Origin of the sequence: Micromonospora sp. NPDC126480, from assembly GCF_040302465.1 — a bacterium.
Taxonomy (GTDB): domain Bacteria; phylum Actinomycetota; class Actinomycetes; order Mycobacteriales; family Micromonosporaceae; genus Micromonospora.
Window position 1 is genome coordinate 1 of sequence record NZ_JBEORU010000025.1, and the last position, 25,040, is coordinate 25,040.

20 protein-coding genes are annotated in these 25,040 nt (G+C 74.2%); 8 read left to right on the forward strand and 12 right to left on the reverse strand.

Features of this window, described 5'->3' with window-relative positions; all coding sequences use genetic code 11:
• Positions 1 to 156 precede the first annotated feature (156 nt).
• The 8 genes from ABTW87_RS21700 to ABTW87_RS21735 form a co-directional block, all read right to left on the reverse strand.
• The gene (locus ABTW87_RS21700) at positions 157 to 1,320 is read right to left on the reverse strand and encodes an acyl-CoA dehydrogenase family protein (protein ID WP_350652761.1); all 1,164 of its coding nucleotides are present in this window, start codon (positions 1,318 to 1,320) and stop codon (positions 157 to 159) included.
• On the reverse strand, positions 1,317 to 3,341 hold the full coding sequence (locus ABTW87_RS21705) for an ATP-binding protein (protein WP_350652762.1): 2,025 nt from the start codon (positions 3,339 to 3,341) through the stop codon (positions 1,317 to 1,319). Before ABTW87_RS21705 ends, ABTW87_RS21700 begins: the two co-directional genes overlap by 4 nt.
• Positions 3,342 to 3,351: 10 nt before the next feature.
• Positions 3,352 to 4,953: an acyl-CoA carboxylase subunit beta gene (locus ABTW87_RS21710; RefSeq protein ID WP_350652763.1), complete on the reverse strand. Its 1,602-nt coding sequence runs from the start codon at positions 4,951 to 4,953 to the stop codon at positions 3,352 to 3,354.
• A 40-nt stretch (positions 4,954 to 4,993) separates the two neighbouring features.
• A complete protein-coding gene (locus ABTW87_RS21715) occupies positions 4,994 to 6,157 on the reverse strand; it encodes an acyl-CoA dehydrogenase family protein (protein WP_350652764.1) in 1,164 nt (387 codons plus the stop codon).
• Entirely contained in the window at positions 6,154 to 8,001 is a 1,848-nt protein-coding gene (locus ABTW87_RS21720; RefSeq protein WP_502891628.1) for an acyclic terpene utilization AtuA family protein, read from the reverse strand. The genes ABTW87_RS21715 and ABTW87_RS21720 overlap by 4 nt, the downstream gene beginning before the upstream one ends.
• Positions 7,920 to 8,717: a TIGR03084 family metal-binding protein gene (locus ABTW87_RS21725; protein ID WP_350652766.1), complete on the reverse strand. Its 798-nt coding sequence runs from the start codon at positions 8,715 to 8,717 to the stop codon at positions 7,920 to 7,922. Before ABTW87_RS21725 ends, ABTW87_RS21720 begins: the two co-directional genes overlap by 82 nt.
• Positions 8,718 to 8,755: 38 nt before the next feature.
• Positions 8,756 to 9,361, reverse strand: coding sequence for a TetR/AcrR family transcriptional regulator (locus ABTW87_RS21730; protein ID WP_350652767.1), 606 nt, complete (start codon positions 9,359 to 9,361; stop codon positions 8,756 to 8,758).
• A 137-nt stretch (positions 9,362 to 9,498) separates the two neighbouring features.
• On the reverse strand, positions 9,499 to 10,242 hold the full coding sequence (locus tag ABTW87_RS21735; protein WP_350652768.1) for a metallophosphoesterase family protein: 744 nt from the start codon (positions 10,240 to 10,242) through the stop codon (positions 9,499 to 9,501).
• A 147-nt stretch (positions 10,243 to 10,389) separates the two neighbouring features.
• Between ABTW87_RS21735 and ABTW87_RS21740 the strand changes: the two genes are divergently transcribed.
• Complete coding sequence (locus ABTW87_RS21740; RefSeq protein WP_350652769.1) at positions 10,390 to 11,004, forward strand: DUF3592 domain-containing protein; 615 nt, start codon at positions 10,390 to 10,392, stop codon at positions 11,002 to 11,004.
• A 54-nt stretch (positions 11,005 to 11,058) separates the two neighbouring features.
• Here the strand turns inward: ABTW87_RS21740 and ABTW87_RS21745 are convergent, their stop codons facing one another.
• The gene (locus ABTW87_RS21745; protein ID WP_088981720.1) at positions 11,059 to 11,736 is read right to left on the reverse strand and encodes a Crp/Fnr family transcriptional regulator; all 678 of its coding nucleotides are present in this window, start codon (positions 11,734 to 11,736) and stop codon (positions 11,059 to 11,061) included.
• 220 nt (positions 11,737 to 11,956) lie between these two features.
• Between ABTW87_RS21745 and ABTW87_RS21750 the strand changes: the two genes are divergently transcribed.
• The 6 genes from ABTW87_RS21750 (at position 11,957) to ABTW87_RS21775 (ending at position 17,308) form a co-directional block, all read left to right on the forward strand.
• On the forward strand, positions 11,957 to 12,661 hold the full coding sequence (locus tag ABTW87_RS21750) for an adenosylcobinamide amidohydrolase (RefSeq protein ID WP_350652770.1): 705 nt from the start codon (positions 11,957 to 11,959) through the stop codon (positions 12,659 to 12,661).
• Between the two features lie 56 nt (positions 12,662 to 12,717).
• Positions 12,718 to 13,872: a CapA family protein gene (locus ABTW87_RS21755; RefSeq protein ID WP_350652771.1), complete on the forward strand. Its 1,155-nt coding sequence runs from the start codon at positions 12,718 to 12,720 to the stop codon at positions 13,870 to 13,872.
• A gap of 61 nt (positions 13,873 to 13,933) precedes the next feature.
• Positions 13,934 to 14,713, forward strand: coding sequence for an endonuclease III (gene nth, locus ABTW87_RS21760; RefSeq protein WP_350652772.1), 780 nt, complete (start codon positions 13,934 to 13,936; stop codon positions 14,711 to 14,713).
• On the forward strand, positions 14,710 to 15,324 hold the full coding sequence (locus ABTW87_RS21765; protein ID WP_350652773.1) for a TlpA family protein disulfide reductase: 615 nt from the start codon (positions 14,710 to 14,712) through the stop codon (positions 15,322 to 15,324). Before nth ends, ABTW87_RS21765 begins: the two co-directional genes overlap by 4 nt.
• Positions 15,325 to 15,373: 49 nt before the next feature.
• Positions 15,374 to 16,066 (forward strand): NUDIX hydrolase, encoded by a 693-nt coding sequence (locus ABTW87_RS21770; protein ID WP_350652774.1) that lies wholly within the window; start codon positions 15,374 to 15,376, stop codon positions 16,064 to 16,066.
• 63 nt (positions 16,067 to 16,129) lie between these two features.
• Complete coding sequence (locus ABTW87_RS21775; protein ID WP_350652775.1) at positions 16,130 to 17,308, forward strand: MarP family serine protease; 1,179 nt, start codon at positions 16,130 to 16,132, stop codon at positions 17,306 to 17,308.
• A gap of 4 nt (positions 17,309 to 17,312) precedes the next feature.
• On the opposite strand, the gene ABTW87_RS21780 is transcribed toward ABTW87_RS21775, so the two are convergent.
• The 3 genes from ABTW87_RS21780 to eccCa form a co-directional block, all read right to left on the reverse strand.
• Positions 17,313 to 18,074 carry a phosphatase PAP2 family protein gene (locus ABTW87_RS21780; protein ID WP_350652776.1) on the reverse strand — a complete coding sequence of 254 codons (762 nt, stop codon included), beginning with the start codon at positions 18,072 to 18,074 and terminating at the stop codon, positions 17,313 to 17,315.
• A gap of 62 nt (positions 18,075 to 18,136) precedes the next feature.
• Entirely contained in the window at positions 18,137 to 19,480 is a 1,344-nt protein-coding gene (gene mycP / locus ABTW87_RS21785; RefSeq protein WP_350652777.1) for a type VII secretion-associated serine protease mycosin, read from the reverse strand.
• Positions 19,481 to 19,553: 73 nt separating this feature from the next.
• A complete protein-coding gene (gene eccCa, locus ABTW87_RS21790) occupies positions 19,554 to 23,510 on the reverse strand; it encodes a type VII secretion protein EccCa (RefSeq protein WP_350652778.1) in 3,957 nt (1,318 codons plus the stop codon).
• 103 nt (positions 23,511 to 23,613) lie between these two features.
• On the opposite strand from eccCa, the gene eccD reads away from it, so the two are divergent.
• A complete protein-coding gene (gene eccD, locus ABTW87_RS21795; RefSeq protein ID WP_350652779.1) occupies positions 23,614 to 25,026 on the forward strand; it encodes a type VII secretion integral membrane protein EccD in 1,413 nt (470 codons plus the stop codon).
• Positions 25,027 to 25,040 lie beyond the last annotated feature (14 nt).

Consider the following 25,040-nt stretch of genomic DNA (forward strand, 5'->3'; position numbering starts at 1 on the left):
CGCAACCACACAGACCTACAGCTTCCACGCCGACATCACAATCTTCGAAAAAGGGCTTGCCTCCCGGTCACGGCGCTAAACGCAACGGTGTTGACATCTGCGGGAGAGCGCGATCTTGGTGCGACTCACCAGAGTGAGGGCAACCCCGGGTACGTGTCAGTACGACTTGTCCTGACCCAGCACGTGCTGCGCGACGAAGTTGAGGATCATCTCCCGGCTGACCGGCGCGATCCGCCCCGCCCGAACCGCCCCCAGCAGCGTCGCCACCCCGTACTCCGTGGTCATGCCCGCACCGCCGAGCACCTGCACCGCCGTGTCCACCGCCAGAGCCGCAGCCTCCCCGGTCGCGTACTTCGCCATGTTGCCGGCGACGCCCGCCTCCAGGTCGCGTCCGGCGTCGTACAGCACGGCGGCCTTCTGGATCATCAGCCGGGCCAGCTCCACCTGCACGGCCGCGTGCGCCAGCGGATGCGACACCCCCTGGTGCGAGCCGATCGTCCGCCCGCCCCACACCGCGCGGGTGGCCGTGTACTCCGACGCGCGCTCGATCGCGTACCGGCCGGTGCCGGCGCCCATCGCGGCAACCGTGATCCGCTCCGGGTTGAGCCCGGAGAAGAGTGCCGGCAGGCCGGCGTCCAGCGACTCGCCGACCAGCGCGTCAGCGGGCAGGCGCACGTCGTCCAGGTAGAGCAGGAACTGGTTCTCCGGGGAGAGGATCTCCATGTCCAGCTTGGACCAGGTCAGCCCGGCCGCATCGGTCGGCACGATGAACAGCGCCGGCTTGAGCTTCCCGGTCGACGAATCCTCGGTACGCGCCACGACCAGCACGTGCCCTGCCTCGTCGACGCCGGAGATGTAGCACTTGCGGCCGGAGAGCACCCAGTCGTCGCCGTCCCGGCGGGCGACGGTGGCGAGGCGGTGGAAGTTCGACCCGGCCTCCGGCTCGGTAATCGCGAAGACGATCTTCTGGGAGCCGTCCGCCAGGCCGGGCAGGTGACGCTTGCGCTGCTGCTCGGTGCCGTGCCGGTTGATGACGGTGGCGGCGATGGCGGGGGAGACCACGAGCAGCAGCAGCGGGCAGCCCGCCGCGGCCAGTTCCTCGCAGACGATCGCCAGGTCGGTGATGCCGCCGCCCCCGCCGCCGTACTCGGTCGGGATGTTCACGCCCAGGTAGCCCAGCCGGCCGGCCTCGTTCCACAGCTCGGTGGTGTGCTCGCCGGCCTTGGCCTTCTCCACGAAGTACCGGTGGCCGTACCGCTTGCCCAGCGCCCGCACGGCGTCGCGCAACTGGTCCTGCTCGGGGGTGAGGTCGAAGTTCATGACTGAGCCTCCTCAAGGGGGTTGACCACGGCGAGCACGGCTCCGGTGTCGACCTGGCCGCCTTCGGGTACCGGCAGCTCGGCGACCACGCCGTCGGTGGGGGCGAGCACGGGGTGCTCCAGCTTCATCGCTTCCAGCGTCAACAGCAGGTCACCGGCGGTGACCCGCTGGCCGACCCCGACGTGCACCCGGGTCACCGCGCCGGGCAGCGGCGCGAGCAGCGACCCGGCGGCCAGCTCCGCGGTGGGCAGGGGGAAGCGCGGCAGCTCGGTGAGGCTCGCCGCCCCGTCCGGGCCGTCCACGAAGACCTCCGACCCCGCCCGGTGTACGCGGTACGCCCGCCGCACCCCGGCCACGTCCAGCACGACCCGCTCCGGTGCGGCGGTCACCATTCGCACCGCCGGCGAGTTAAGTGGGGGCCCTTCCTCTACCGGAGGCGTTGAACGGGGGCCCTTCCTTTCACTTGACCACTCGGCGAGGCCGCCTGAGCGGTCCAGCCGGTAGCGGACTTCGACCTCGGCGCCGTCCGGAGCGGTGAAGCGGGTGACCTGCGGGAAGGCGGGCACGTTGCGCCAGCCCGACGGCAGCCCGGCCAGCACCGGCGCCGAGGCGCGGCGGTCGGCCGCCGACGCGAGGGCCGCGGCCAGTGCGACCAGGGGGAGCTGATCGGCCGGCAGCAGCGGGGCGAACACCTCCGGGTGCCGGTCCAGGAAGCCGGTGTCGATGTCGACCGCGGCGAACTCGGGGCTGCGCAGGACGCGTACCAGCAGGTCCCGGTTGGTGGCGACGCCGTGCAGCTCGGCCCGGGCCAGCGCACCGGCCAGGGCGCGGGCCGCCTCGGCGCGGGTGGGCGCCCAGGCGATCACCTTGGCGAGCATCGAGTCGTAGTGCACCCCCACCACCGACCCGTCGGCCACGCCGGAGTCGAGGCGCAGGCCGGCGGAGGACAGCGGCCCGAACTCGGCCGCCACCCCCGGGACGGCGAACCGGTGCAGGGTGCCGGTCGCCGGCCGGTACCCCTGAGCCGGGTCCTCGGCGCAGAGGCGTACCTCGATCGCGTGCCCGACCGCCGGCGGGGCTGCGGACACGGGTAGAGCCGCACCCTCGGCGACGAGCAGTTGCAGCCGGACCAGGTCCAGGCCGGTGGTCAGCTCGGTGACCGGGTGCTCCACCTGGAGGCGGGTGTTCATCTCCAGGAAGTAGATCTCCCCGTCGGGCGCGAGCAGGAACTCGACCGTGCCCGCGCCGACGTAGTCGACCGCCCGGCCGGCGGCCACCGCCGCCTCGTGCAGCCGTTCCCGCACGCCGTCGGGAAGGACGCCGGGTGCCTCCTCGACGATCTTCTGGTGGCGGCGTTGGATCGAGCACTCGCGGACACCGACGGCGGCCACCGTCCCGTACGCGTCGCCGAAGATCTGGACCTCGACGTGCCGGCCGCGTTCGACGTACCGCTCGATGAAGACCGTGCCGTCGCCGAATGCGGAGGCCGCCTCGCGGCGCGCACTGGCGACGGCCTCGGCGAGCCCGTCGGAGTCGCGGACCACGCGCATGCCGCGCCCGCCGCCCCCGGCGGACGCCTTGACCAGTACCGGGAAGCTCGTCACCTGTTCGGCGTCGGTCCAGGTGGGCAGCATCGGTACGCCCGCCTCGGCGAGCAGTGCCTTCGCCGCCATCTTGTCGCCCATCGCGGCGATCGCCTTGGCCGGCGGCCCGATCCAGGCCAAGCCGGCGTCGGTGACGGCGGTGGCGAACTCGGCGTTCTCGGCGAGGAAACCGTAGCCGGGGTGGACGGCGTCCGCGCCGGAGCGGCGGGCCGCGTCGAGGATCAGGTCGATCCGGAGGTACGTCTCGGCGGGCGTGTTCCCCGGCAGCCGGACGGCGTGGTCGGCCTCGGCGACGAAGGGCGCGTCGGCGTCCGCGTCGGAGTGCACGACGACCGTCTCCACGCCGAGCGCCCGGCAGGTGGCGAAGATCCGGCGGGCGATCTCACCCCGGTTGGCGACCAGGAGTCTGCTGATCATGAACTGCCCCCTACATCCGGAAGACGCCGAAGCCGTCGGCGCCCTTCACCGGTCCGTTGTGGATCGCCGACAGGCACAGCCCGAGGACGGTACGCGTGTCCCGGGGGTCGATGACGCCGTCGTCGTAGAGGCGGCCGGAGAGGAACAGCGCTCCGGACTGGGACTCGATCTGCTGCTCGACCATCATCCGCATCGCCGCGTCGGACTCCTCGTCGTACTCCCGGCCCTTCGCGGCGGCGGCCTGCCGGGCCACGATCGACAGCACCCCGGCGAGCTGCGCCGGGCCCATCACCGCGGACTTGGCGTTCGGCCAGGTGAACAGGAACCTCGGGTCGTACGCCCGGCCGCACATCCCGTAGTTGCCCGCGCCGTACGAGGCGCCCAGGTTGACGGTCAGGTGCGGCACCGTCGAGTTCGACACCGCATTGATCATCAGGGCGCCGTGCTTGATGATGCCGCGCTGCTCGTACTCGGTGCCGACCATGTAGCCGGTGGTGTTCTGCAGGAAGATCAGCGGGGTGTCCGAAGCGTTGGCGAGCTGGATGAACTGCGCCGCCTTCTGCGCCTCCGCGCTGAACAGCACGCCCCGGGCGTTGGCGAGGACGCCGACCGGGTACCCGTGCAGCTCACCCCAGCCGGTGACCAGCGCGGTGCCGTAGCTGGGCTTGAACTCGTCGAACTCGCTGCCGTCCAGCACCCGGGCGAGGACCTCGCGCGGGTCGAACGGGACCTTGAGGTCGGCGCTGGCGATGCCGAGCAGCTCCTCCGGGTCGTACTTCGGTGGCCGGGGGACGGGGTTGCGGGGCAGCGGGCCGTGCTTGCGCCAGTTGAGCCGGCGTACGCACTGCCGGGCCAGCCGGATGCCGTCCCGCTCGTCCTCGGCGAGATGGTCGGCCAAGCCGGACGTGGTGGCGTGCATGGCCGCGCCACCCAGCGACTCGTCGTCGGCGTCCTCGCCGGTGGCCATCTTCACCAGCGGCGGCCCGGCCAGGTAGACCTGCGACCGCTCGCGGATCATGATCACGTGGTCGGACATCCCCGGCACGTACGCGCCGCCCGCCGTGGCGTTGCCGAAGACCACGCTGACCGTGGGGATCCTCGCAGCGGAGAGCCGGGTCAGGTCGCGGAACACCCGCCCGCCGGGGATGAAGATCTCCGCCTGGGTGGGCAGGTCCGCGCCGGCCGACTCGACCAGGTTGACCATCGGCAGCCGGTTGGCCAGGGCGATCTCACCGGCCCGCCGGGTCTTGGCGAGCGACCACGGGTTGACCGCGCCGCCGCGTACCGTCGGGTCGTTGGCGATGATCAGGCACTCGACGCCCTCGACCACGCCGATGCCGGTGACCACGCTGGCACCCACCGGGAAGTCGGTGCCGTACGCGGCGACCGATGACAGCTCCAGAAACGGGCTGTCCCGGTCGAGCAGCAGCTCGATGCGCTCCCGGGGGAGCAGCTTGCCGCGCTTGTGGTGCCGGGCCACGTACTTCTCGCCGCCGCCGGCCCGGGCCTTGTCCAGCGCGGCGTCCAGCTCGGCGAGGCGTTCCAGCAGGGCCTCGCGGTTGGCCTGGAAGCCCGGGGAGGCGGGGTCGATGGCGGTGTCCAGTGTTGTCACAGGGCCTCCTCCGGTCGCGGGCCCGGCGTGCTCGGCGCTCTCACAGGCCCATGCCCTTCGCGATGATCTCGTTCATGATCTCGGTGGTGCCGCCGCCGATGCCGAGGATGCGCTGGTCCCGGTAGTGCCGCTCGACCTCGGCGTCGCGCAGGTAGCCGAAGCCGCCGTGCAGTTGCAGCGCCGCGTCGACGACCTCGGCGCAGGCCGCCACGGCCACGTTCTTGGCCATCGCCACCTCGGTGATCGCCGGCTCGCCGGCGGCGACCCGCTCCGCCACCGCGAGCACGTACGCCCGGGCCGACTCGGCGCGGGTGTGCACCTCGGCCAGGCGATGACGCACGAGCTGCCGGCTCGCGAGGGGACGGCCGAAGGTCTCCCGGTCCCGGCACCAGCGGGTGGCCAGCTCGACGCAGCGCTGCGCGGTCGCGTACGCCTGGACGGCCAGCGAGATCCGCTCGGCGGCGAAGTTCCGCATGATGGCGAGGAAGCCGCTGTTCTCCTCGCCGACCAGGTTGGCCACCGGCACCCGCACGTCGGCGATGGACAGCTCGGCGGTGTCCGAGCAGTGCCAGCCGAGCTTCTCCAGCCGCCGCCCGACCGTGAAGCCGGGCGTGCCCTTGTCGATGACCAGCAGCGAGACGCCGCCCGCGCCCGGCCCGCCGGTGCGGACCGCGGTGGTCACGAAGTCGGCGCGGTGGCCGCTGGTGATGTAGGTCTTCGCGCCGTTGACGACGTAGTGGTCGCCGTCGCGGATGGCGGTCGTCCGCAGGCCGGCGACGTCCGAACCGCCGTCCGGCTCGGTGACGGCCAGCGAGCCGATCATCGTGCCGGCCAGGGTCGGCCGGACGTACCGGTCGACGAGGTCGTAGTCGGCGGCCGTGCCGGCCCGGTCGGACACCGCCGCGACGATGTGCGGCAGCGCGATGCCGTGCGTGAACAGCGCCGCGATCAGGCCGGATGAGCCGCCCGCGCGGATGACCTCCTCGGTGACGACGGTCGAGTCGAGCAGGTCGCCGCCGCTGCCGCCGACCTCCTCCGGAAACCCGATGCCGAGCAGGCCGAGCTTCGCTGCGGTGGCGTGCAGGTCCCGGGGGACCTCGCCGGCCCGCTCCCAGTCGGCGAGGTGCGGCAGCACCTCTTTGGTCACGAAGGCCCGGGTCAGGGCGCGGAGCTGACGGCGCTCGGGAGTGTCCAGGCTGGTCAAGGGGTCACCTCCCCGGCCGGCTCGGCGGCCGTGCCCGCTGGCGGGCCGGTCAACAGGTGGGCCGGCAGGTCCACCATCCGGGAGCGCAGCAGCTCGCCGAGCGCTTTGGCCTGCGGGTCGAAGCGGGTCGACGCGGCCACCCCCTGCCCGAGCAGGTCCCGGATGACGAAGTTGACCGCCCGCAGGTTCGGCAGCTCGTACCGCTCCACGCTCAACGGGGCGGTCTCCGGCAGCAGCTCGGCCAGCCGCTCGACGGTCAGCCAGCCGCGCAGCCAGGCCCAGGTCGCGTCGGTCCGCGCCCAGACGCCGAGGTTTGCGTCGCCGCCCTTGTCGCCGGACCTCGCGCCCACCAGCTCACCCAGCGCCCCCCGCCGGGTGGGATGTAAGGAGGGGACCCCCGTTAACGCCTGGCGTTGTACAAGGGACCCCTCCAAACACGTCACGGGCGGCGGGGGGATCGGCACGCGGGTGCCGTCGGGAAGGACCGCCACGTGGTCGACCGCGTCCTGCGGGACCGTGTCGGCGGTGAAGACCCCGTACGGCGTCGCGTCGCCGGGCAGCGTCGTCAGCGTGCAGCCCGGGTACGAGGCCAGGGCCAGCTCCACCGCGGCCGCCGAGAACGCCCGCCCGGCCCGCGCCTTGTCGCCGTCGCGCAGGTGTACGTGCAGCAGCGCGCTCGCCGCTTCGGTGTCGGTGGCGTCGGCGTGGTCGGTACGGGCGAGGACGAACTCCAGCCCGTCCTTGCCGACCGCCTCCTCGACCTGGCCACGTACCAGGGCGGCCTTCGCGGGGATGTCCAGCCCGCAGAGCACGAACGTCATCGAGTTGCGGAAGCCACCGAGGTTGTTCACGCCCACCTTGAGCGTCTCCGGCGGGGCCGTCCCCCGGACGCCGGACACCCGCACCCGGTCCGGCCCGTCCGGGGTGAGCGTCACGCTGTCCAGGTGGGTCACCACGTCCGGACCGAGGTACGCCGGCCCGCCCACCTCGTACAGCAGCTGCGCGGTGACCGTCTCGACGGTGACCGCACCGCCGGTGCCCGGATGCTTCGTGATCACCGACGAGCCGTCGGGGTGCAGTTCCGCGACCGGGAACCCGGGCCGGTGCCCACCGTCGGGCAGCTCGGTGAAGAAGCTGAAGTTTCCGCCGGTCACCTGCGCCCCGCACTCCAGCAGATGACCGGCGACGGTCGCTCCGGCCAGCGCGTCCAGGTCACCGCGGCCCCAACCGAACCGGGCGACCGCCGGGCCGACCACCAGGGACGCGTCGGTGACCCGACCGGTGACCACGACGTCCGCGCCGGCGTCGAGGGCCGCGGCGATCCCGAACGCACCGAGGTACGCGTTCGCGGTCAGCGCGTCCGGCCGCGGCAGGGCGTCGCCCTCGACGTACCCGACGTTGACGTCGAGCCCGAGCCGCTCGGCGAGTGAGCCGACGGCGGCGGCCAGGCCGGCGGGGTTCAGGCCGCCGGCGTTTGTGACGATCCGGACGCCCCGGTCCAGCGCCGCGCCGAGGGTGCCTTCGAGCTGGCGGAGGAAGGTCTTCGCGTACCCGAGACCGGGGTCCCGCATCCGGTCCCGGCCGAGGATGAGCATTGTCAGCTCGGCCAGGTAGTCCCCGGTCAGCACGTCCAGCTCGCCGCCGTCGAGCATCTCCCGCCAGGCGTTGAACCGGTCGCCGTAGAAGCCGGAGGCGTTGCCGATCCGCAGCACGTCGCCGGACACCCGGCCACTGTGGCGGGTGATCCGCTCGGCGGGCTCGCTCACGCCGGCACCTCCCGCGCGTTCCGCGGCTCGCGGCCGGCGCCGGGTGGGCCGGCGAAGGCCTGGGCCACGTCCAGCCATGCGTCGGCGACCGGCCCGGACGCGTCGAGGGCGAGGTCGGCGCGGTGCCGGCGCTGCGTCACGAGAAGGCAGAAGTCCAACGCCGGACCGGTGACCCGGTCGGCGGCGTCCGCCGGGCCGAAGGCCCAGGTGGCGCCGCCGGGTGCCGACAGCTCGACCCCGACCGGCGTCGCCGGCACCTCCCGGCCGTGGGCGGCGAAGGAGTGCCCCAGCGTACGGAAGCCGAGGTACGCGATGTGCCGCAGCCGCGCGGTGGCGGGCCGGTCGACGCCGAGCGTGTCGGCGACGTCCTGCCCGTGCGCCCAGGTCTCCATCAGCCGGGCGGTGACCATCGAGGCGGGCGACATCCGGGTGCCGTACCAGGGCAGCTTTCCGCCGGGCGGGGCCGCCGCGAGCGTGGCGGCCAGCGCCGACCGGCCGGCCCGCCACCGGGGCAGCAGCTCGGCCGGCGGGGCGAGGAACTCCTCCGCGCCCGCGTCGACAAGCCGGTCCGGCTCGGGCGCGGTGGTCACCGACGCGTAGAACGCCTCGGCATCCGTGGCGGCGAGCAGCGCGACGTGGTCCGTCCAGGCCAGGTGCGCTATCTGGTGGCCGATCGTCCAGCCGGGGGAGGGGGTGGGACGGGCCCAGTCGGCGGCGGGCAGCGGCGACACGAGGTCGTCCAGCTGCTCCGATTCGGCGGCCAGATCGGTGAGCAGGTCCGTGAGGTCGACCATGGTGCCTCCGGGGGTGCGGGGTGCGGCAGGGCCGTGCGTCAGGGGGTGAGCAGGTGGGCGAGCTGGCGTTTCCAGGTGGCGAGCAGGGCGGTGCGGCGCGCCGAGTCGTCGCTGAGCAGGTTCGCCACGCCCAGGCCGCGGAGCAGGTCGAGGGTGGCCTGCACCGCCTCCCGGACGCCGGGGCGGCGCTCGTCCACTTCGAGCAGCGCGACGGTCAGCCGGTGCATCTCGCGGCCGACCCTGGCCTCCAGCGGGACCAGCGCCCGGCGCAGCTCGGGGTCGGTGCGGGCGGCGACCCACAGCTCCAGGGCGGCGACGAAGAGCGGCCCGGTGAAGGCGGCGGCGAGCAGGTCGACCACGCGGTCGAGACGCTGCGGGCCGGCCGGCAGCGCCTCCGCCTCGGTGCGCAGCTCCTCGGCCCGCCGCTCGGCCAGGTGCCCGACCGCGGCGGTGACCAGCGCGGCCTTGGTCGGGTAGTGGTGCAACTGGGCGCCGCGCGAGACGCCGGCCCGGGCCGCCACGACCGTGGTGGTGGTGCCGGACCAGCCGTGCTCGACCAGGCACTCGACGGTCGCCTCCAGCAGACGGGCCTGGGTGGCGCGGCTGCGTTCCTGCTGCGGGACGCGGGTCGATGCGGCGGACACGGCCCCAGCCTGCCGCCCGCAAAACAAACAGTCAAGCCTGACTTTTTCTGAGTCGGGCCTGCCCCGCGGCGCGATTGGCGCCGGCTCGAGGGTCCTGGCGGTCACGAACGCCGCCGCGTCCGCAGCGGGCGGTACGGTCAGCGGCCGTCGCGGGGGGCGAAGACAGTCAATGCATCCGTGTCGCTGTGCCGGGAGCGGACGTACTCGTCGGCGAAGGCGGCGGCGTCGGGGTAGGCCGAATCCGCGGCGATCCGGGCGCAGGCGGCGTCCACGTCGAAGTCGGTGCGGCGCAGCTGCACGCCCGGGCCGAGCAGGGCCCAGAACGCGCCCGGTCCCCCGTACGGCATGCCGACGCTGCCCGGGTTGACGACCAGCCGGCGGTCGACCAGGCGGGTGAACGGCATGTGCGTGTGCCCACAGACCACCGTGCGGACCTCGGCCGGCACACCCGCCAGCACTTCGGCCCAGCGTTGCAACCGCGAGTCGACCAGGACGACCTCCTCGTCGTCCCGGGGGGTGGCGTGACAGAAGAGGGTCGGGCCGAGTCCGGCGATCTCCAGGGTGACCGTCAGCGGCAGGGCGGCCAGCCGGGCGAGTTGATCCTCCCGGAGCTGGGTCGCGGCCCAGTTGGAGACGTCGATCGGTGACGGCCGGCCGGCCCGGGCCTCGACCAGCTCCCGGTCGGCGTTGCCGCGTACCCAGCGCACCCGGTCACCCAGCCCGGCGAGCCGGTCCAGCACCTCCACCGGCTGCGGCCCGGCGGCGATGTCCCCGGTCACCACGATCAGGTCGGCGGCGGCCACGTCCGGCTCGGCCAGCACGGCGTCCAGCGCCGGCAGCACACCATGAATGTCGGAGAGAACCGCGACCCGATCCAGCATGGCCCCCACGTTCCCGGGTGTCCGCCGGCCCGTCCACACTGTTCTGCTTCCGGCAGACCGCCGTCGGCCACCGGGTTGCCTCTTGCCGCAGCCACCTACCGTGCGGAAGAGACGTCGCGAGTGGGCCGGTTACGCGGGGAGGCAACAGTGGGCAGGCAGGACCGGCGGCGCCGACGTCGCCCACGACCGCAGTCCACCACGGCGGCCGGTCCGGTCCAGCGGGAGCCGCGCAGCCGCTGGCGTCCCGGCTACTGGCTCCGGCATCCCGCCTTCGCGGCCTTCCTGACGGTGAGCTTCGGTGCCCTGACCTTCATGGGGTGTGGTGGGGTCGTGCTGATTGACGCCCACAGCCTGCGGGAGCGGGGCGAGTCGACCACCGCGGTCGTGGTGGAGTCCCGGGAACTGAATCGGGGGACATTGGTGAGGGTGTGGTTCACGACGGCCGACGGCGAGCGGGTGTCCGCACGGCTGGTCTCGTCGCCGGACGACCTTCCGGCCGTCGGGGAGCGGCTCGCCGTGGTCTACGACTCGGAGGCTCCCGAGCGCGTCTACGCCGTGGGTGTGACGCCGACCCTCGCGAAGGGTTGGCTGATCATCGCGGTCGGCCTGCTGCTGGTCGCGCTCTACCTCGCGTACCTGCGGCGGACCTGGCACCGGTGGCGCAACCAGGCCGAGCGATGGCGTCACCGCTTGCCGGTGCCCCGGCTGGGCACGAAGCAGGACGTGTGGCGGAGGGAGAAGCGCGACGACTCGCTGCCGTGACGCCGAGCGGCCCGGACCGCGTAGGGCGATCCGAGCCGGTCTGAAGGCTCCGGGTCAGACCCGGGCGCGGCGGGCCAGGCGCTCCGGGTCGAGGATGATGATGCTCTTGCCGTCCAGGCGCAGCCAGCCGCGCGAGGCGAAGTCGGCGAGCGCCTTGTTGACCGTCTCGCGGGAGGCCCCGACGAGCTGGGCGATCTCCTCCTGGGTCAGGTCGTGGGTCACCCGCAGCACGCCGCCGTCGCGGGTGCCGAACCGGCCGGCCATCTGGAGCAGGTTCTTCGCGACCCGGCCGGGGACGTCGGTGAAGATCAGGTCGGCCAGCGAGTCGTTCGTCCGGCGCAGACGCCGGGCCAGCACCCGCAGCAGCTGCTCGGCGATCTCGGGCCGGTTGTTCAGCCAGGGGCGCAGCGCCTGCTTGCGCAGCCGGACCAGGCGGGTGTCGGTCACCGCGGTGGCGGTCGCCGTGCGCGGGCCGGGATCGAAGAGCGACAGCTCGCCCACCATGTCCGACGGTCCCATGACCGCGATCAGGTTCTGCCGGCCGTCCGCCGCCCGGCGGCCCACCTTGATCTTGCCGGACAGCAGGATGTAGAGGCTGTCGCCGGGCTCGCCCTCGTTGAAGACGACCTCGCCCTTGCGGACCTCGAGCGTCTCCATCTCCTTGGCGAGCGCCTCGGCAGCCTCCGGGTCGACGCCCTGGAAGATTCCGCTGCGGGCCAGTACCTCGTCCATCGCGCACACCTCCGCCTGCGCGTGCCGTCTTCTCGGCCGGGTCCGCCGTCCGCTGATCCCTCGCGCGTCGCCAGTCTAGGCGCACGTGAGCGGTTATCCGAGGTGCACCCCTGGAAACTTGATCGTTGGGCGTAACGCAACCGTCGTGGTCGGGGACTATTATCGCGCGCCTGCCCGAGGGCGGCGCGCCGACCGGAACCGCAGGTCGTAGGGTCGCCACGTGCTGAACGAGCCGTCGCTGACCACCCGCCGCGAGAACGGGCGGGACGTCCCGATGCTGGTCTGGCGGGCCGACCGTCCGCTACTCAGCGTAAGCTCCGCGCCGCTCGGCGGTGGGCTGGACGTACGGAACTGGGTCGTCAACGCCACCGTACCCATGTCGTACGACCGGGACGACCCGGCCGACCACCTGGCCGAGCTGGCCGACCGGCTCGGCCTCGACGGGCCCGGGGTGGGCCTGCTGACCGGGGTGGACGTCGCGGAGGTGGTGGCCCGGGCCGACGGCGGCGTACGGGTGTGGGCGACGGTCGGGCTCGGCACCCCGGTCTGGGCCGCGGCGCCGGCGGAAGCGGGTGCACCAGCGGCGACCGTGGCTGCGGAAGCCGCGCCGGCGACGCTCGTCGAGCGGGTCGGCACGGTCAACATCGTGGCGTACGTGCCGGCCCGGCTCGGCCCGGCCGCCCTGGTCAACGCGGTGGCCACGGCCACCGAGGCGAAGGCGCAGGCGCTCGCCGAGCTGGGCGTGCCCGGCACCGGCACCCCGACCGACGCGATCACCGTCCTCTGCCCGGTCGACGGGCCGGAGGCGGCGTACGGCGGACCCCGCTCCACCTGGGGGTCCCCGCTGGCCCGGGCGGTGCACGCCGCCGTCACGGCCGGTGGCGCCGGCACCGTGGTGCCGTGGTCGGACCGGCTCGCAACCTGAACATCTGCCCGATCGGGTCTCGCTGGCGCGTCCACCGCCCGGTAGGGTCGCGGGCGATGTACGCTGCCTCCCCCCTCAGGCCCCGTCCGCGTCGACTCCTTCCGGCGGTCGGCGTGCTGCTCGCCGCCCTGCTCGCCGCGGGCTGTGGCGGTGCCGCACCCGGCGCCGGCGGGGTCTGGCAGCCCGGCGTCGGCGGCGGCGCCACCGGCGCTCCCCTCCCGTCGGCTGAGGCGTCCGAGGCAGCGGCGATCTCCCTCTCCGCCACCGGCGACATCATCATGGGCAACGCCCCCAACCGGCTGCCGGCGAACAACGGCAAGGGCTTCTTCGACGACGTCGAGAAGGCGCTCGCCGCCGACCTGGTGATGGGCAACCTGGAGGAGCCGCTCACCGTCGACACCGGCACCGGCAAGTGCGGGGCCAACTCCACCCGCTGCTTCCAGTTCCGGGCCCCTCCGGAGTACGCGGCGCACCTGCGCGACGCCGGCTTCGACCTGCTCAACCAGGCCAACAACCACGGTCACGACTACGGGGCGAAGGGTTACCGGAACACCCAGGCCGCGCTCGAGAAGTACGAGCTCGCGCACACCGGCGCGCCCGACCAGATCACGGTCGTCGACGTGAAGGGCGTGAAGGTCGCGGTGGCGGGCTTCTCGTCGTACCCGTGGTCGAACCCGCTCACCGACATCCCCGCCGCCAAGGAGGTCGTCGCCAAGGCGGCCGAGCAGGCGGACCTGGTCGTGGTGCAGGTGCACATGGGTGCCGAGGGCGCCGACCGGACCCGGGTGAAGCCCGGCACCGAGCTGTACCTCGGCGAGAACCGGGGCGACCCGGTCCGGTTCTCCAAGGCGATGATCGACGCCGGCGCCGACCTCATCGTCGGGCACGGTCCGCACGTCCTGCGCGGCATGGAGTTCTACAAGGGCCGGCTGATCGCGTACAGCCTGGGGAACTTCGCCGGCGGCGGGAAGATGCTCAACAACAGCGGCCGGCTCGGCTGGGGCGGCGTGCTGAAGGTCTCGCTCAAGCCGGACGGCACCTGGGCGGGCGGGTCGTTCACCTCGACCTACATGAACGGGGCGGGCCTGCCGACGATGGACGCCGACGACCGGGGCCTGGAGCTGGTGCGAGAGCTGAGCGGCCGGGACTTCCCGAAGACCGGAGCGGTGCTCGACGACGCCGGCAAGATCAGCCCGCCCGACGAGGGCTGACCGTCCCGGCGCGCGGGCGCGGCCCGACCGGTTGTCGGGCCGGCGACGTAGGCTGGCCCGCGTGACCACGAGCTTCACCGAGACCGACCTCGGGCGGACGCGCCGCGCCCGACGGATCGGGCGGGTGCTGACCGAGACCCACCCCGACGCGCACTGTGAGCTCAACCACTCCAGCCCGCTGGAGTTGGCCGTCGCGACGATCCTCTCCGCGCAGTGCACGGACAAGAAGGTCAACGAGGTCACCCCGAAGCTGTTCGCCCGCTACCCCCGGGCGGCCGACTACGCCGGCGCCGACCGGGCCGAGCTGGAGGAGCTGATCCGGCCCACCGGCTTCTACCGCAACAAGACCGACTCCCTGATCAAGCTGGGCCAGGCGCTGGTCGAGCGGTACGACGGCCGGGTGCCGGGAAAGCTCGCCGACCTGGTGACCCTCCCCGGGATCGGCCGCAAGACGGCAAACGTCATCCTCGGCAACGCCTTCGACGTGCCCGGGATCACCGTCGACACGCACTTCCAGCGGCTCGTGCAGCGGTGGCGGCTGACCACCGAGACCGACCCGGTCAAGATCGAGCACGCGATCGGGGCGCTCTACCCGAAGCGCGACTGGACGATGCTGTCGCACCGGATCATCTTCCACGGGCGCCGGGTCTGCCACGCCCGCAAGCCGGCCTGCGGTGCCTGCACGCTCGCCAAGCTCTGCCCGTCGTACGGCACCGGGCCGACCGAGCCGGCGGCGGCCGCGAAGCTGCTCAAGGGCCCCCGTGCGCGGGACCTGGCGGCGGCCGCCGGGGTCGACCCGGAGCTGGTGCCGGTCCAGGCCGTCAAGGCGGAGGCGCCGTGAGGACGCGGCTCGCCGCTCTGCTCGTCCCGGTGCTGCTGGCGGTGGCCGGCTGCACCGGAGGAGGCGGTGGGGAGACCGCGCCCACCACCCGGGAGGGTGCGGCACAGAGCCGGCCGTCCCCGTTCGAGGACTGCGCCCGGCTGACCACCGCGCCGACGGGCACGGCGGCGGGCACGGCGGCCGAGGGGCCGACCCTGCCGGAGCTGACGCTTACCTGCTTCACCGGGGGTGCGCCGGTGGCCCTGCGGGATGTCAAGGGCCCGGTCGTGATCAACCTGTGGGCCTCCTGGTGCGCCCCGTGCCGCACGGAGCTGCCGGCGTTCCAGCGGCTCAGCGAGCGGGCCGAGGGCCGGCTCACGGTGCTCGGCGTCAACACGCGGGACACGCGCGGCGGCGCCCAGTCCATCGGCGAGGACTTCGGCATCCGGTTCCCCAGCCTGGTCGACCAGGGCGAGGCGCTGCAACGCGCGCTCGGCCGCAACGCGATCCCGCTGACCGTCCTCGTCGACGGGGGCGGCCGGATCCGGCACGTCGACGCGTCCGGCGCGCTCGACGACGCCCGCCTCGCCGAGCTCGTCCGCGAGCACCTGGGCGTGGCGGTGCCGGCGTGAGCGGAGCGCGACCGGCGGCCCGGCCCGCCGATCCCGGGGCGGTGCCGGCGTGACCCGACAGCCGCCACCCTGGCTCGACCCGCTGCTGACCCGGCTCGGCAGCGCCCGGACGGAGGACTTCACCCGGCTGATCACCCCGGAACGCGGTGGGCGGGAGAGCGCGGTGCTGGTCCTCCTCGGCGAGGCCCCCGACACCGGCCCCGACGTGCTGATCCTCCAGCGGGCCGCCACGCTCCGCACCCACGCCGGCCAGCCGGCGTTTCCCGGCGGCGCCGCCGACCCGGAGGACGCGGACGCCTCGGCGACGGCGCTGCGCGAGGCGAACGAGGAGGTCGGCCTCGACCCGACGACCGTCTCCGTGCTCGCCGAGCTGCCGAAGCTGTGGATCCCGGTCAGCGAGTTCGTCGTGACGCCGGTGCTGGGTTGGTGGCACGAGCCGCACCCGGTGCACCCCAGGGAGCCGGCAGAGGTCGCCCACGTGGCCCGGCTGCCGATCAGCGAACTGGTCGACCCGGAGAACCGGGTGCGCGTACGCCATCCCAGCGGCTGGATCGGCCCGGCCTTCTCGGTGCGGGGCATGCTCGTCTGGGGCTTCACCGCCGGGGTGCTCTCCGCGCTGCTCGACATGGGTGGCTGGACCCGCCCCTGGCACCGCGGACGGGTGGTGGACCTTCCGCCGGTCGGCGCCAGCCCGGCGCCCTCGGCCGGCACCGACGAGGTGGACGAGAGCGCCGTGCGCTGACTCCGTGGTCACCTTCCGCTAGCGATGGTCATCTCGCGGGCGCACTCCCCGTACGCTTGACCCGTGTCCGCCGTGGATCTCGTACTGCTGTTGCTCATGCTCGTGTTCGCGATCAGCGGATACCGTCAGGGCTTCGTCATCGGGGTGTTGTCGTTCTCCGGCTTCTTCCTCGGTGCCCTGGTCGGCCTGCAGGTCGGGCCGCTGCTCGCGCAGCAGTTCCTCGACAGCGGCACCCGGGTGCTGGTCTCGCTGGTGGCGGTCTTCGGGCTGGCGGTGGTGGGCCAGGCGCTCGCCGGCTGGCTCGGTTCGCACCTGCGGCGCACGATCACAAGCGACGCCGGGCGGCAGGCGGACGACATCGGCGGCGCGTTCGTCTCGCTGTTCGCCGTGCTCCTGGTCGCCTGGCTGGTGGCGGTGCCGCTGGGCTCGTCGTCGCTGCCCTGGCTGGCCTCGTCGGTGCGCAACAGCGCGCTGCTCACGGTCGTCGACCGGGTGCTGCCCGACCGGGCGCAGGAGCTGTCCACCGCGCTGCGGGACACGGTCGACACGAACGGCTTCCCGGACGTCTTCGGTGACCTGGCGCCCACCCGCGCCCGCCAGGTCGCCCCGCCCGACCCGGCCCTCGCCGGCTCGCAGGTGGTCGCCAACAGCCAGCGGTCGGTGGTCAAGGTGCTCGGCTCCGCGCCGAGCTGCTCCCGCCGGATCGAGGGCTCCGGCTTCGTGTACGCCGACGACCGGGTGATGACCAACGCGCACGTGGTCGCCGGCACCCGCTCCACGGTGGTGGAGCTGAACGGTGACCGGTACGACGCCCGGGTGGTCGTGTACGACCCGGACCGCGACCTCGCCGTGCTCTACGCGCCCGGGCTGCCCGGCCCGTCGATGCGTTTCGCGGCCGGCAACGCGGGCAGCGGAGCGGACGCGATCGTGCTCGGCTTCCCGCTCGACGGGCCGTACAACGCACAGTCGGCCCGGATCCGGGACGTCGACCGGATCACCGGGCCGGACATCTACTCCGCCGGCAACGTGACCCGGGAGATCTACACGATCCGGGCGCTGGTGCAGAGCGGCAACTCCGGGGGCCCGCTGGTCTCCTCGAACGGCCTGGTGCTCGGGGTGATCTTCGCGGCGGCGGCCGACGACCCGAACACCGGCTTCGCGGTGACCGCCGCCGAGGCCCGCCCGGTCGCCCTCGCCGGGGCCGAACGCACCCGCGGCGTCGCCACCGGCGAGTGCACCTGACCGGTCAGTCTCCGGCAGTTCGGGCGATCCCCGGCGGAGCGGCCGCGGGTGTAACGACCCGCCAGACGGTGAAGGCGGCGGCGGTCGCGGCCACCACGGCGGCGCCCAGCAGCCAGCCGGCCACCACGTCGCTGGTCCAGTGCACGCCCAGTGCGACCCGGCTGAACCCGGTCACGACGGCGAGCAGGAGCGCCGCCACCCAGACCGCGTACCCGCCACGCCGGCCCGCCCTGGGCAGGAGGACTACCAGCAGCACCCCGGCGGCCAGCGTCGCGTTCAGGGCGTGCCCGGACGGGAACGCCAGCCCGACCGCCTGCGCCAGCGGCTCCGGAAAGTCCGGTCGGGCCCGCCCGACGAGCAGCTTGAGCAGGGGTCCCAGCAGCCCACCGACGATCATGGTGGTGGCGACCCAGCCGGCCAGCTGTCGCGCCCCGCGCCCGGCCAGCCAGATCACCAGCACCAGAGCGCCCACCCGAAGCGGCATTGGCCCGAACACGTCGGTCCAGACGTTCAGGACCCGGACCCAGGCCGGGTTCTCCAGGCCGTAGCCGACGAGCGCGTCGGTCACCGCGAGATCCAGCCGTCGCAGCGGTCGCCAGGACGCCACCACGAGCAGCGCCAGCAGCGTGAACGGCACCAGCACCAGGAACGCGGCGGTGGCCGCGAGGGTCAGCCGCAATCCCCGGGAGTGCTCGGGGTGCAGGCGACGGTCGCGCCACGACGGCCGGGACGGCAGGTCGAGAGTACGGGGGCCGGGCGCGGTCATGACGTCCGTTCTACCCGGAACGTCACCTCGTCAGTCCCGGATCCGGGCAATCCCGGTATCGGTCAGCGACCGGGTTGCCGGAACCGGCGTACCACCAGGGCGGTGCCGGTGAGCAGCGCGACGGCGAGCGCCACGCCGGTCCAGAGCCGCTCCGACGTGGAGTCGTGCTCGACGCCGGCGGGCTGCGCCGACCACCGGGTCTGCTGCTGGGGCGGCTCGAGCCCGAGCGCCTCGCGGCCGGCGTTCCCCTCGGCCGTGCCCGGCGCCGGGCCGAAGCCCACCACGCCGGGTGACGACTGGTCGTCCAGCGGGTTGTGCCCGACCGGCTCCACCTCGGCGGTCAACGCGGCGACCGGGTCCACCAGCCCGTACCCGAAGCGGTCGTCCCGGCCCGTCGGGCCGATGTCGCGAGCGGTGGCGAGCAACCGGTTGACCACGTCGCCGGCGGACATCTGCGGGTACCGGGCCCGGACCAGCGCGGCGGTCGCCGAGACCAGGGGCGCGGCGAAGCTGGTGCCCTGCACCCGCCAGTAGCCCTCCGGGGGACGGGCGCCGACCAGCCCGCTGGCGGGCGCGGTGAGCACCGTCTGACGGCCGGTGATCGCACCGGACCACAGGTTCTCGCTGTCCCGGTCCAGCCCGGACACCGCGAGCACGCCCGGCTCCCGGGCCGGATACCACACCTTGCTGTTGGTCGAGGTGGCCACGTTGCCGGTGCAGGCGACCACCACCACGTCCCGGGCGAAGGCGTAGTCCAGCGCGGCGGCCAGCGCCGGGCTGTCGCTGCTGCCGCCCAGCGACAGGTTGATCACCCGGGCACCGTTGTCGACGGCCCAGCGCACACCCTTCGCGACGATCATGGCGTCGTCGTAGCGGTTCTCCGCGTCGAGCACCCGCACCGGCAGGATCCGGGAGTCGGGCGCGAGACCGACCACGCCCTGCTTGTCGTCGTTGCGGCCGGCGATCAGGCCGGCCACTGTGGTGCCGTGCCCCACCGGGTCCGGGTCGGTGGCCCCGCCCGGCGACACCAGGTCGAGACCGGGCAGCACCTGGCCGGCGAGGTCCGGGTGCGAGCCGTCCACACCGGAGTCGATGACCGCGACGACCACCCCGGAGCCGGTGGAGGTGCGCCACGCGGTGCTGGCCCGCAGATCGTCGAGCTGCCACTGCTCGTCGCGGATCTGGTCCGGGCGCTCCGTCCGGTCCGGAGCGCGACCCGGGGGCGCGCCGGCGGTGCCCGGCACGGACACGGCCACCGGCCCGGCCGGACGCGGCCCGGCGGTTGCCGGCGCGACGGGTACGGCGACGGACGCGACGACCGCCGCGAGCCCGAGCAACGCCCGGCCCGCGCTCCGCCGCGCGGCAGAGTCGCCGCTTCGTCGCACCCTTGTCACATCCCCGGCCATTCACCTCGACGACACACGACGATGGGAGATTACCGGTTCCCGCGCCCGCTCCGGGGCGTTCCGGGGACACCGGTCACGGTGGCGGCAGGTGGGCGAGCTGCACCAGGCGTACGCCCTCCCGCCGGGTCACCAGCCGCCCGCGCCCCGGCGGCAGCGGCCCGGGGCGCACCGAACCGACGAGCGCGCCCTCCTCCGGGCTGCCCGCCATCACCAGACCGGCGGTCGACAGCTCGCGGAGCCGCTGGGCGACCGGCTCGTACTGGGCCCGGCCCGCGCCGCCGGTGCGGCGGGCGAGCACCAGGTGCAGCCCCACGTCCCGCGCGTGCGGCAGGTGCTCCTCCAGCGCCCGCAGCGGGTTCGCCGGGGCGCTCGCCACCAGGTCGTAGTCGTCGACAAGCACGAACAGCTCCGGCCCCGTCCACCAGGACCGCTCCCGCAGCTGGGCCGGAGTCACCTCCGGGCCCGGCGCCCGGGCCTGCAGGTAACCGGCGGCGGACTCGATCAGATCGGTGGTGTGCGCGGCCGCCGTGCCGTAGCCGATCACGTGCACCGCCCCGGTGAGGTCGACCAGGCTGCGCCGGTAGTCCACCAGGATCACCCGTGCCTGCTCCGGAGTGAACCGGGCCATGATCGAGGTGGCCAGGGCGCGGAGGAACGAGGACTTGCCGCACTCCGCCTCGCCGAAGACGACGAAGTGCGGCTCGGTCGCGAAGTCCACGACCACCGGACGCAGGTCCGCCTCGGCCACCCCGACCGGGATCCGCAGCCCGGTGGCGGCCGTGAGGTCCAGTTCGGCGTACGGCAGCACCGGCGGCAGCAGCCGTACCGGCGGGGCGGCCGGCCCGCGCCACCCGGCGGCGACCCGCTTGACCAGGTCGGCGGTGTCGGTGCCGGCGGTGAGCTGCGGCAGCGCGGTGAGGAAGTGCAGGCTCTCGGCGGTGATCCCCCGGCCGGGCGTCTTCTCCGGGACGTTCGCCGCGGCGCGGCGGGCGACAAGCGAATCCGCCGGGTCGCCGAGGCGCAGCTCCAGCCGCGAGCCGAAGAGGTCCCGGATCACCGGCCGGAAATCCAGCCAGCGCACGGCCGTCGCGACCACGTGCACCCCGTACGACAGGCCCCGGGTGGCCAGGTCGGTGATCAGCGGCTCCAGGTCGTCGTACTCGCCGCGCAGGGTGGCCCAGCCGTCGACGACCAGGAACACGTCGCCGAACGGGTCGGCCGCCGGCTGACCGGTGCCGGCCAGGGCCGCCCGCCGTCGCCGCCAGGCGACCATGGACTCCACCCCGAGGTCGGCGAAGCGGCGCTCCCGGTCGGCCAGCAGCGTGGTGACCTCGCCGACGGTCCGCCGGACGGCCGTCGGGTCGGCACGACCGGCCACCCCGCCCACGTGGGGCAGCTCCCGCAGCGCGGCCAGGCCGCCACCGCCGAAGTCGAGACCGTAGACCTGCACCTCGGCCGGCGTGTGGGTGAGCGCGAGCGCGCAGATCAGCGTGCGCAGCGCGGTCGACTTGCCGCTCTGCGGCGCGCCGACAATCGCGACGTGCCCGGCCGCGCCGTCCAGGGCCAGCCACAGCAGGTCCCGCCGCTGCTCGAAGGGCTTGTCGACGGTGGCAACCGGCACCTGCAGGGCACCGTGCAGCTCCGGGTTGGCGACGGTGAGGCCGCGGGCCGGGTCGACTGCGGCCGGGCCGAGCAGCTCGTCCAGCGCCGGCGGGTCGCCGAGCGGCGGCAGCCATACCTGGTGTGCCGGCGGGCCCTGCCCGGCCAGGCGACCGACAAGCAGATCCAGCAGGGTGGTGCCGCCCTCCTCCTCGGCCGACGGCAGCGCCGGCGGGCCGACCGGCTCCGGGACGGGGACGAGGTGCGAGGTGAACGTGACGACCCGTGGCGCCCCCGCGACGTCGCCGCCCGGTGCCGCGTCGCGCCGGCGGACCGCGCCGGACACGTACGCCGCCTTGAAGCGGACCAGCGGGTCGGTGCCGGCGCGCAGGTAGCCGTGACCGGGCGAGCGCGGCAGCTCGTGGGCGTCGGGCACCCCGAGCACCGTGCGGGACTCAAGCGCCGAGAAGGTCCGCAACCCGATCCGGTACGACAGGTGGGTGTCCAGGCCGCGCAGCCGGCCCTCCTCCAGGCGCTGCGACGCCAGCAGGAGATGCACGCCGAGGGACCGGCCCAGCCGGCCGATCTGCACGAACAGGTCGATGAAGTCGGGCTTGGCCGACAGCAGCTCGGAGAACTCGTCGCACACGATCAGGAGCGAAGGCAGCGGCGCGAGCGGCGTACCGGCGGCCCGCGCCCGCTCGTAGTCCCGTACCCCGGCGAAGTTGCCGGCGCGGCGCAGCAGTTCCTGGCGGCGGACCAGCTCGCCGTTGATCGCGTCGACCATCCGGTCGACCAGCGGTAGCGCGTCGGCCAGGTTGGTGATGACCGCGGCGGTGTGCGGCAGCCGATCGAACGAGGCGAAGGTGGCGCCGCCCTTGAAGTCGACAAGCACGAAGTTGAGCTGCTCCGAGCTGTGCGTGGCGGCCAGCCCGAGCACCAGCGTACGGAGCAGCTCGGACTTGCCGGAGCCGGTGGCGCCGATGAGCAGGCCGTGCGGACCCATCCCGTCCTGCGCCGACTCCTTCAGGTCCAGCTCGATCGCGCCGCCGTCGGCGCCCACCCCGATCGGCACCCGCAGCCGGTCCCGCGGCGCGCGGGGTGCCCAGCCCTGCTCGGCGGTGAAGTTCTCCGGGTCGCCGAGGCCGAGCAGTTCCAGCAGTCCCAGCTCGGCCCCCGGCGACGCGTCGCCGCCGTGCACCGCCGTGGCCGGCCGCAGCGGTGCCAGCCGGCGGGCCACCGCCTCGGCGTCAACCAGGTCCAGCCGGTCGGCCGTGCCGACCTCGGCGTGCCCGTCGGTGGAGTGCGAGTGCAGCCGCCCCGTACGCAGCTCAAGTAGCAGCGCGTACCGGTCGAGCAGCCGGGGCGGTGGGGTGTCCAGGTCGATGACGGTCACGGCGTCGACGCCGCTCTCGCCGGTCAGGCCCGCCGCGCCGGTCAGGTCGCCTCCGTCCAGCAGCACGACGACGTGCGGACCGTCGGTGGCCGGCCCCGCCGGGCTGAACCGGGACCGGGTGGCCAGCACCTCGTCGAGGAGGGCCTCCAACTCGGCCGCCGAGCTGGTGACCAGCCGGACCGGGCCGAGGGCGTCGGTGCGGGTGGGGTGGTGGGCGTGCGGGAGCCACTTGACCCAGTCCCAGTCGGCCCGCCGGTCCGGACCGGCGCACACGGCGATCAGCAACTCGTCGGGGGCGTGGAAGACGGCGAGCTGGGTGAGCATCGCCCGGGCCAGTGCCTGCGCGGCGGCGGGCCGGGCGCCCGGCCCGGCCGCGGTCTCCCGCAGGTGGACGCGGGCGAAGCTGCGCAGCGAGAGGGCCACCGGCAGGTCCGGCACGACCGAGTACGCGTCCAGGAACCGGCGCAGCGCCCCCGCGGTCATCGGCTCCAACTCCTCCAGCGGCCGGGTGACCGGCGGGACCAGCGGGGTGGCCAGGGTCTGCGGCCCGACGGCCACCCGGACCACCGCGAAGTCGGGGTCACCGGGCCGGCGCTCCCAGACGCGGTGGCTGTCGACGGTCGACCAGAGCCGGTCCGGGTCGGGGTGCCGGTAGTAGAGGCCGGTCCGCTGCCGCCCGGCGGTCTCCCGGACCCGCCGGCGCAGCCCCTTGAGGTGCCGCAGGTACTCCCGACGGGCGGCCATCATCTCCGACTTCTTCGGGGTGCCGGCGGCGCTGCCCCAGGAGGTCACCAGCATGGCCAGGGAGGACAACCCGAACATCCCGCCGACCACGTAGGAGTACGCGCCCCCGCCGCGGCCGAACATCATCGCCATCGCCACCGTGCCGCCGAGCATCGGCAGCACCATGAGCAGCTGCTGCCAGCGACCACCGGTGACCGGGGGGATCTCCGGCGGCGGATCCACCGGCAGCTCGCCCGTCGGGATCTCCGGCGCCGGCCGCCGGGGTGGCCGCCGGATGACGACAGTGGACACTCGACCCCTCCCGACTGCGCTCAGTGATCCGAGCCTGGCTCATGGTAGGTAAAGTCCTGTCGTCCGCGCAGCCACCAACCCCGTTCGATATGGAGATCAATCGATGACAATCGGGTTGGCCCGGGTCACCATCAACGCGCCGCGACGGCGACTGGACGTGGCCCTGCCGGAGCAGGTCCCGCTCGCCGAACTGCTGCCCGAGGTGCTGCGCCACGCGGGCGAAGGCCTGGCCGACGACGGCGAGCGGCACGGCGGCTGGGTCCTGCGACGCGGCGACGGTGCCCCGCTGGTCACCGCCCAGGCGCTGTTGTCGCAGGGGGTCCGTGACGGCGAGGTGCTGCACCTCGTGCCGGCCCGCGCGCAGTGGCCGGAACTCGAGTACGACGACGTGGTCGAGGCGATCGCCGACGGGGCGCGGCGGCGCGGCGGGGCCTGGTCCCCGGGTGCCACCCGGGTCACCGCCCTCGGCGGCGCGGCCGTCCCGCTCGGCGTCGGGCTGCTCGCCGTGCTCGCCGGCGGCCCGGCCCACCCGGCCGGCTGGCCGGCGGCCGCCATCGTCGCGCTGCTGCTCACCCTGGCCGGTACGGCTTCCGCGCGGGCGTACGGCGACGGCACGGCGGGTGCCACCCTCGGCGGGTACGCGCTGCCGTTCGCCGCCGCGGCCGGCGCGCTCGCGGTCAGCAGCGGAGACCCGGTGGGTCCGGTGCCCGGGCTGCGCTGGCTCGGCGTACCCGAACTGCTCGCCGGCTCGACCGCGTTGCTGCTGATCTCGGTGCTCGCCCTGGTCGGCGTGGCGACCCGGGTCCGGGTCTTCGTCGCCGGCGCGGTGGTCGGGCTCGCGGGTGCGGTCGGCGCGGTCGGCGGAATGGCGCTCGACCCGGCCGGCGCCGCCGCCGTGCTGCTCTGCGTGCTCGTCTTCGCGGTCGGGGCGATCCCGCTGCTGGCCATCCGGCTCGGCAAGGTGCCGCTGCCGCCGATCAGCCTGCCGACCGGCGACTTCGGTGACGGCCCCGCCGGTCCCGGCCGGATCCGGGACCTGCCGGACCGCGAGCGCGTCCACGCGGCGGTCGCGCGGACCGAGGAGATGCTGACCGGCATGCTGCTCGGGCACGCCGTGCTGGCCGTCGTCGCCGCGGTGCTGCTCGGGCTCGCCGGGGGCGTCGCGGGACGGGTCCTGGTCGCCGTCACGGCGACCGTCCTGCTGCTGCGGGCCCGACTCTTCGTCGCGGTGCGGCACCGGGTGCCGGCCGTGGTCGCCGGGCTCGCCGGCTACGCGGTGCTGGGGGCCGTGCTCGTCGGCCGGTCCGGGGCCGGTGGGCTGCTCGCGCTGACCCTCGGTGGGCTCGCGCTGGCCCTGGTCACCGTCGTCGCCGGCGCCACGTACGCGCGCCGGCCGGTCTCACCGTACGTCGGGCGGGTCGCCGACCTGGCGGACACCGCCCTGGTGGTCTCGGTGGTACCGGTCGCCTGCGCGGTGCTCGACCTGTACGACCGGGCCCGGGGGCTGCTCGGCTGAGCGACCCCCGGGCC

Excerpts from the sequence above, each read along its gene's own strand:
- ABTW87_RS21700 (WP_350652761.1), bottom strand. The coding sequence starts at position 1,320 with ATGAACTTCGACCTCACCCCCGAGCAGGACCAGTTGCGCGACGCCGTG.
- ABTW87_RS21705 (WP_350652762.1), bottom strand. The coding sequence starts at position 3,341 with ATGATCAGCAGACTCCTGGTCGCCAACCGGGGTGAGATCGCCCGCCGG.
- ABTW87_RS21720 (WP_502891628.1), bottom strand. The coding sequence starts at position 8,001 with ATGGCTGGACGTGGCCCAGGCCTTCGCCGGCCCACCCGGCGCCGGCCG.
- ABTW87_RS21725 (WP_350652766.1), bottom strand. The coding sequence starts at position 8,717 with ATGGTCGACCTCACGGACCTGCTCACCGATCTGGCCGCCGAATCGGAG.
- ABTW87_RS21735 (WP_350652768.1), bottom strand. The coding sequence starts at position 10,242 with ATGCTGGATCGGGTCGCGGTTCTCTCCGACATTCATGGTGTGCTGCCG.
- ABTW87_RS21745 (WP_088981720.1), bottom strand. The coding sequence starts at position 11,736 with ATGGACGAGGTACTGGCCCGCAGCGGAATCTTCCAGGGCGTCGACCCG.
- ABTW87_RS21755 (WP_350652771.1), top strand. The coding sequence starts at position 12,718 with ATGTACGCTGCCTCCCCCCTCAGGCCCCGTCCGCGTCGACTCCTTCCG.
- ABTW87_RS21780 (WP_350652776.1), bottom strand. The coding sequence starts at position 18,074 with ATGACCGCGCCCGGCCCCCGTACTCTCGACCTGCCGTCCCGGCCGTCG.
- mycP (WP_350652777.1), bottom strand. The coding sequence starts at position 19,480 with ATGGCCGGGGATGTGACAAGGGTGCGACGAAGCGGCGACTCTGCCGCG.
- eccD (WP_350652779.1), top strand. The coding sequence starts at position 23,614 with ATGACAATCGGGTTGGCCCGGGTCACCATCAACGCGCCGCGACGGCGA.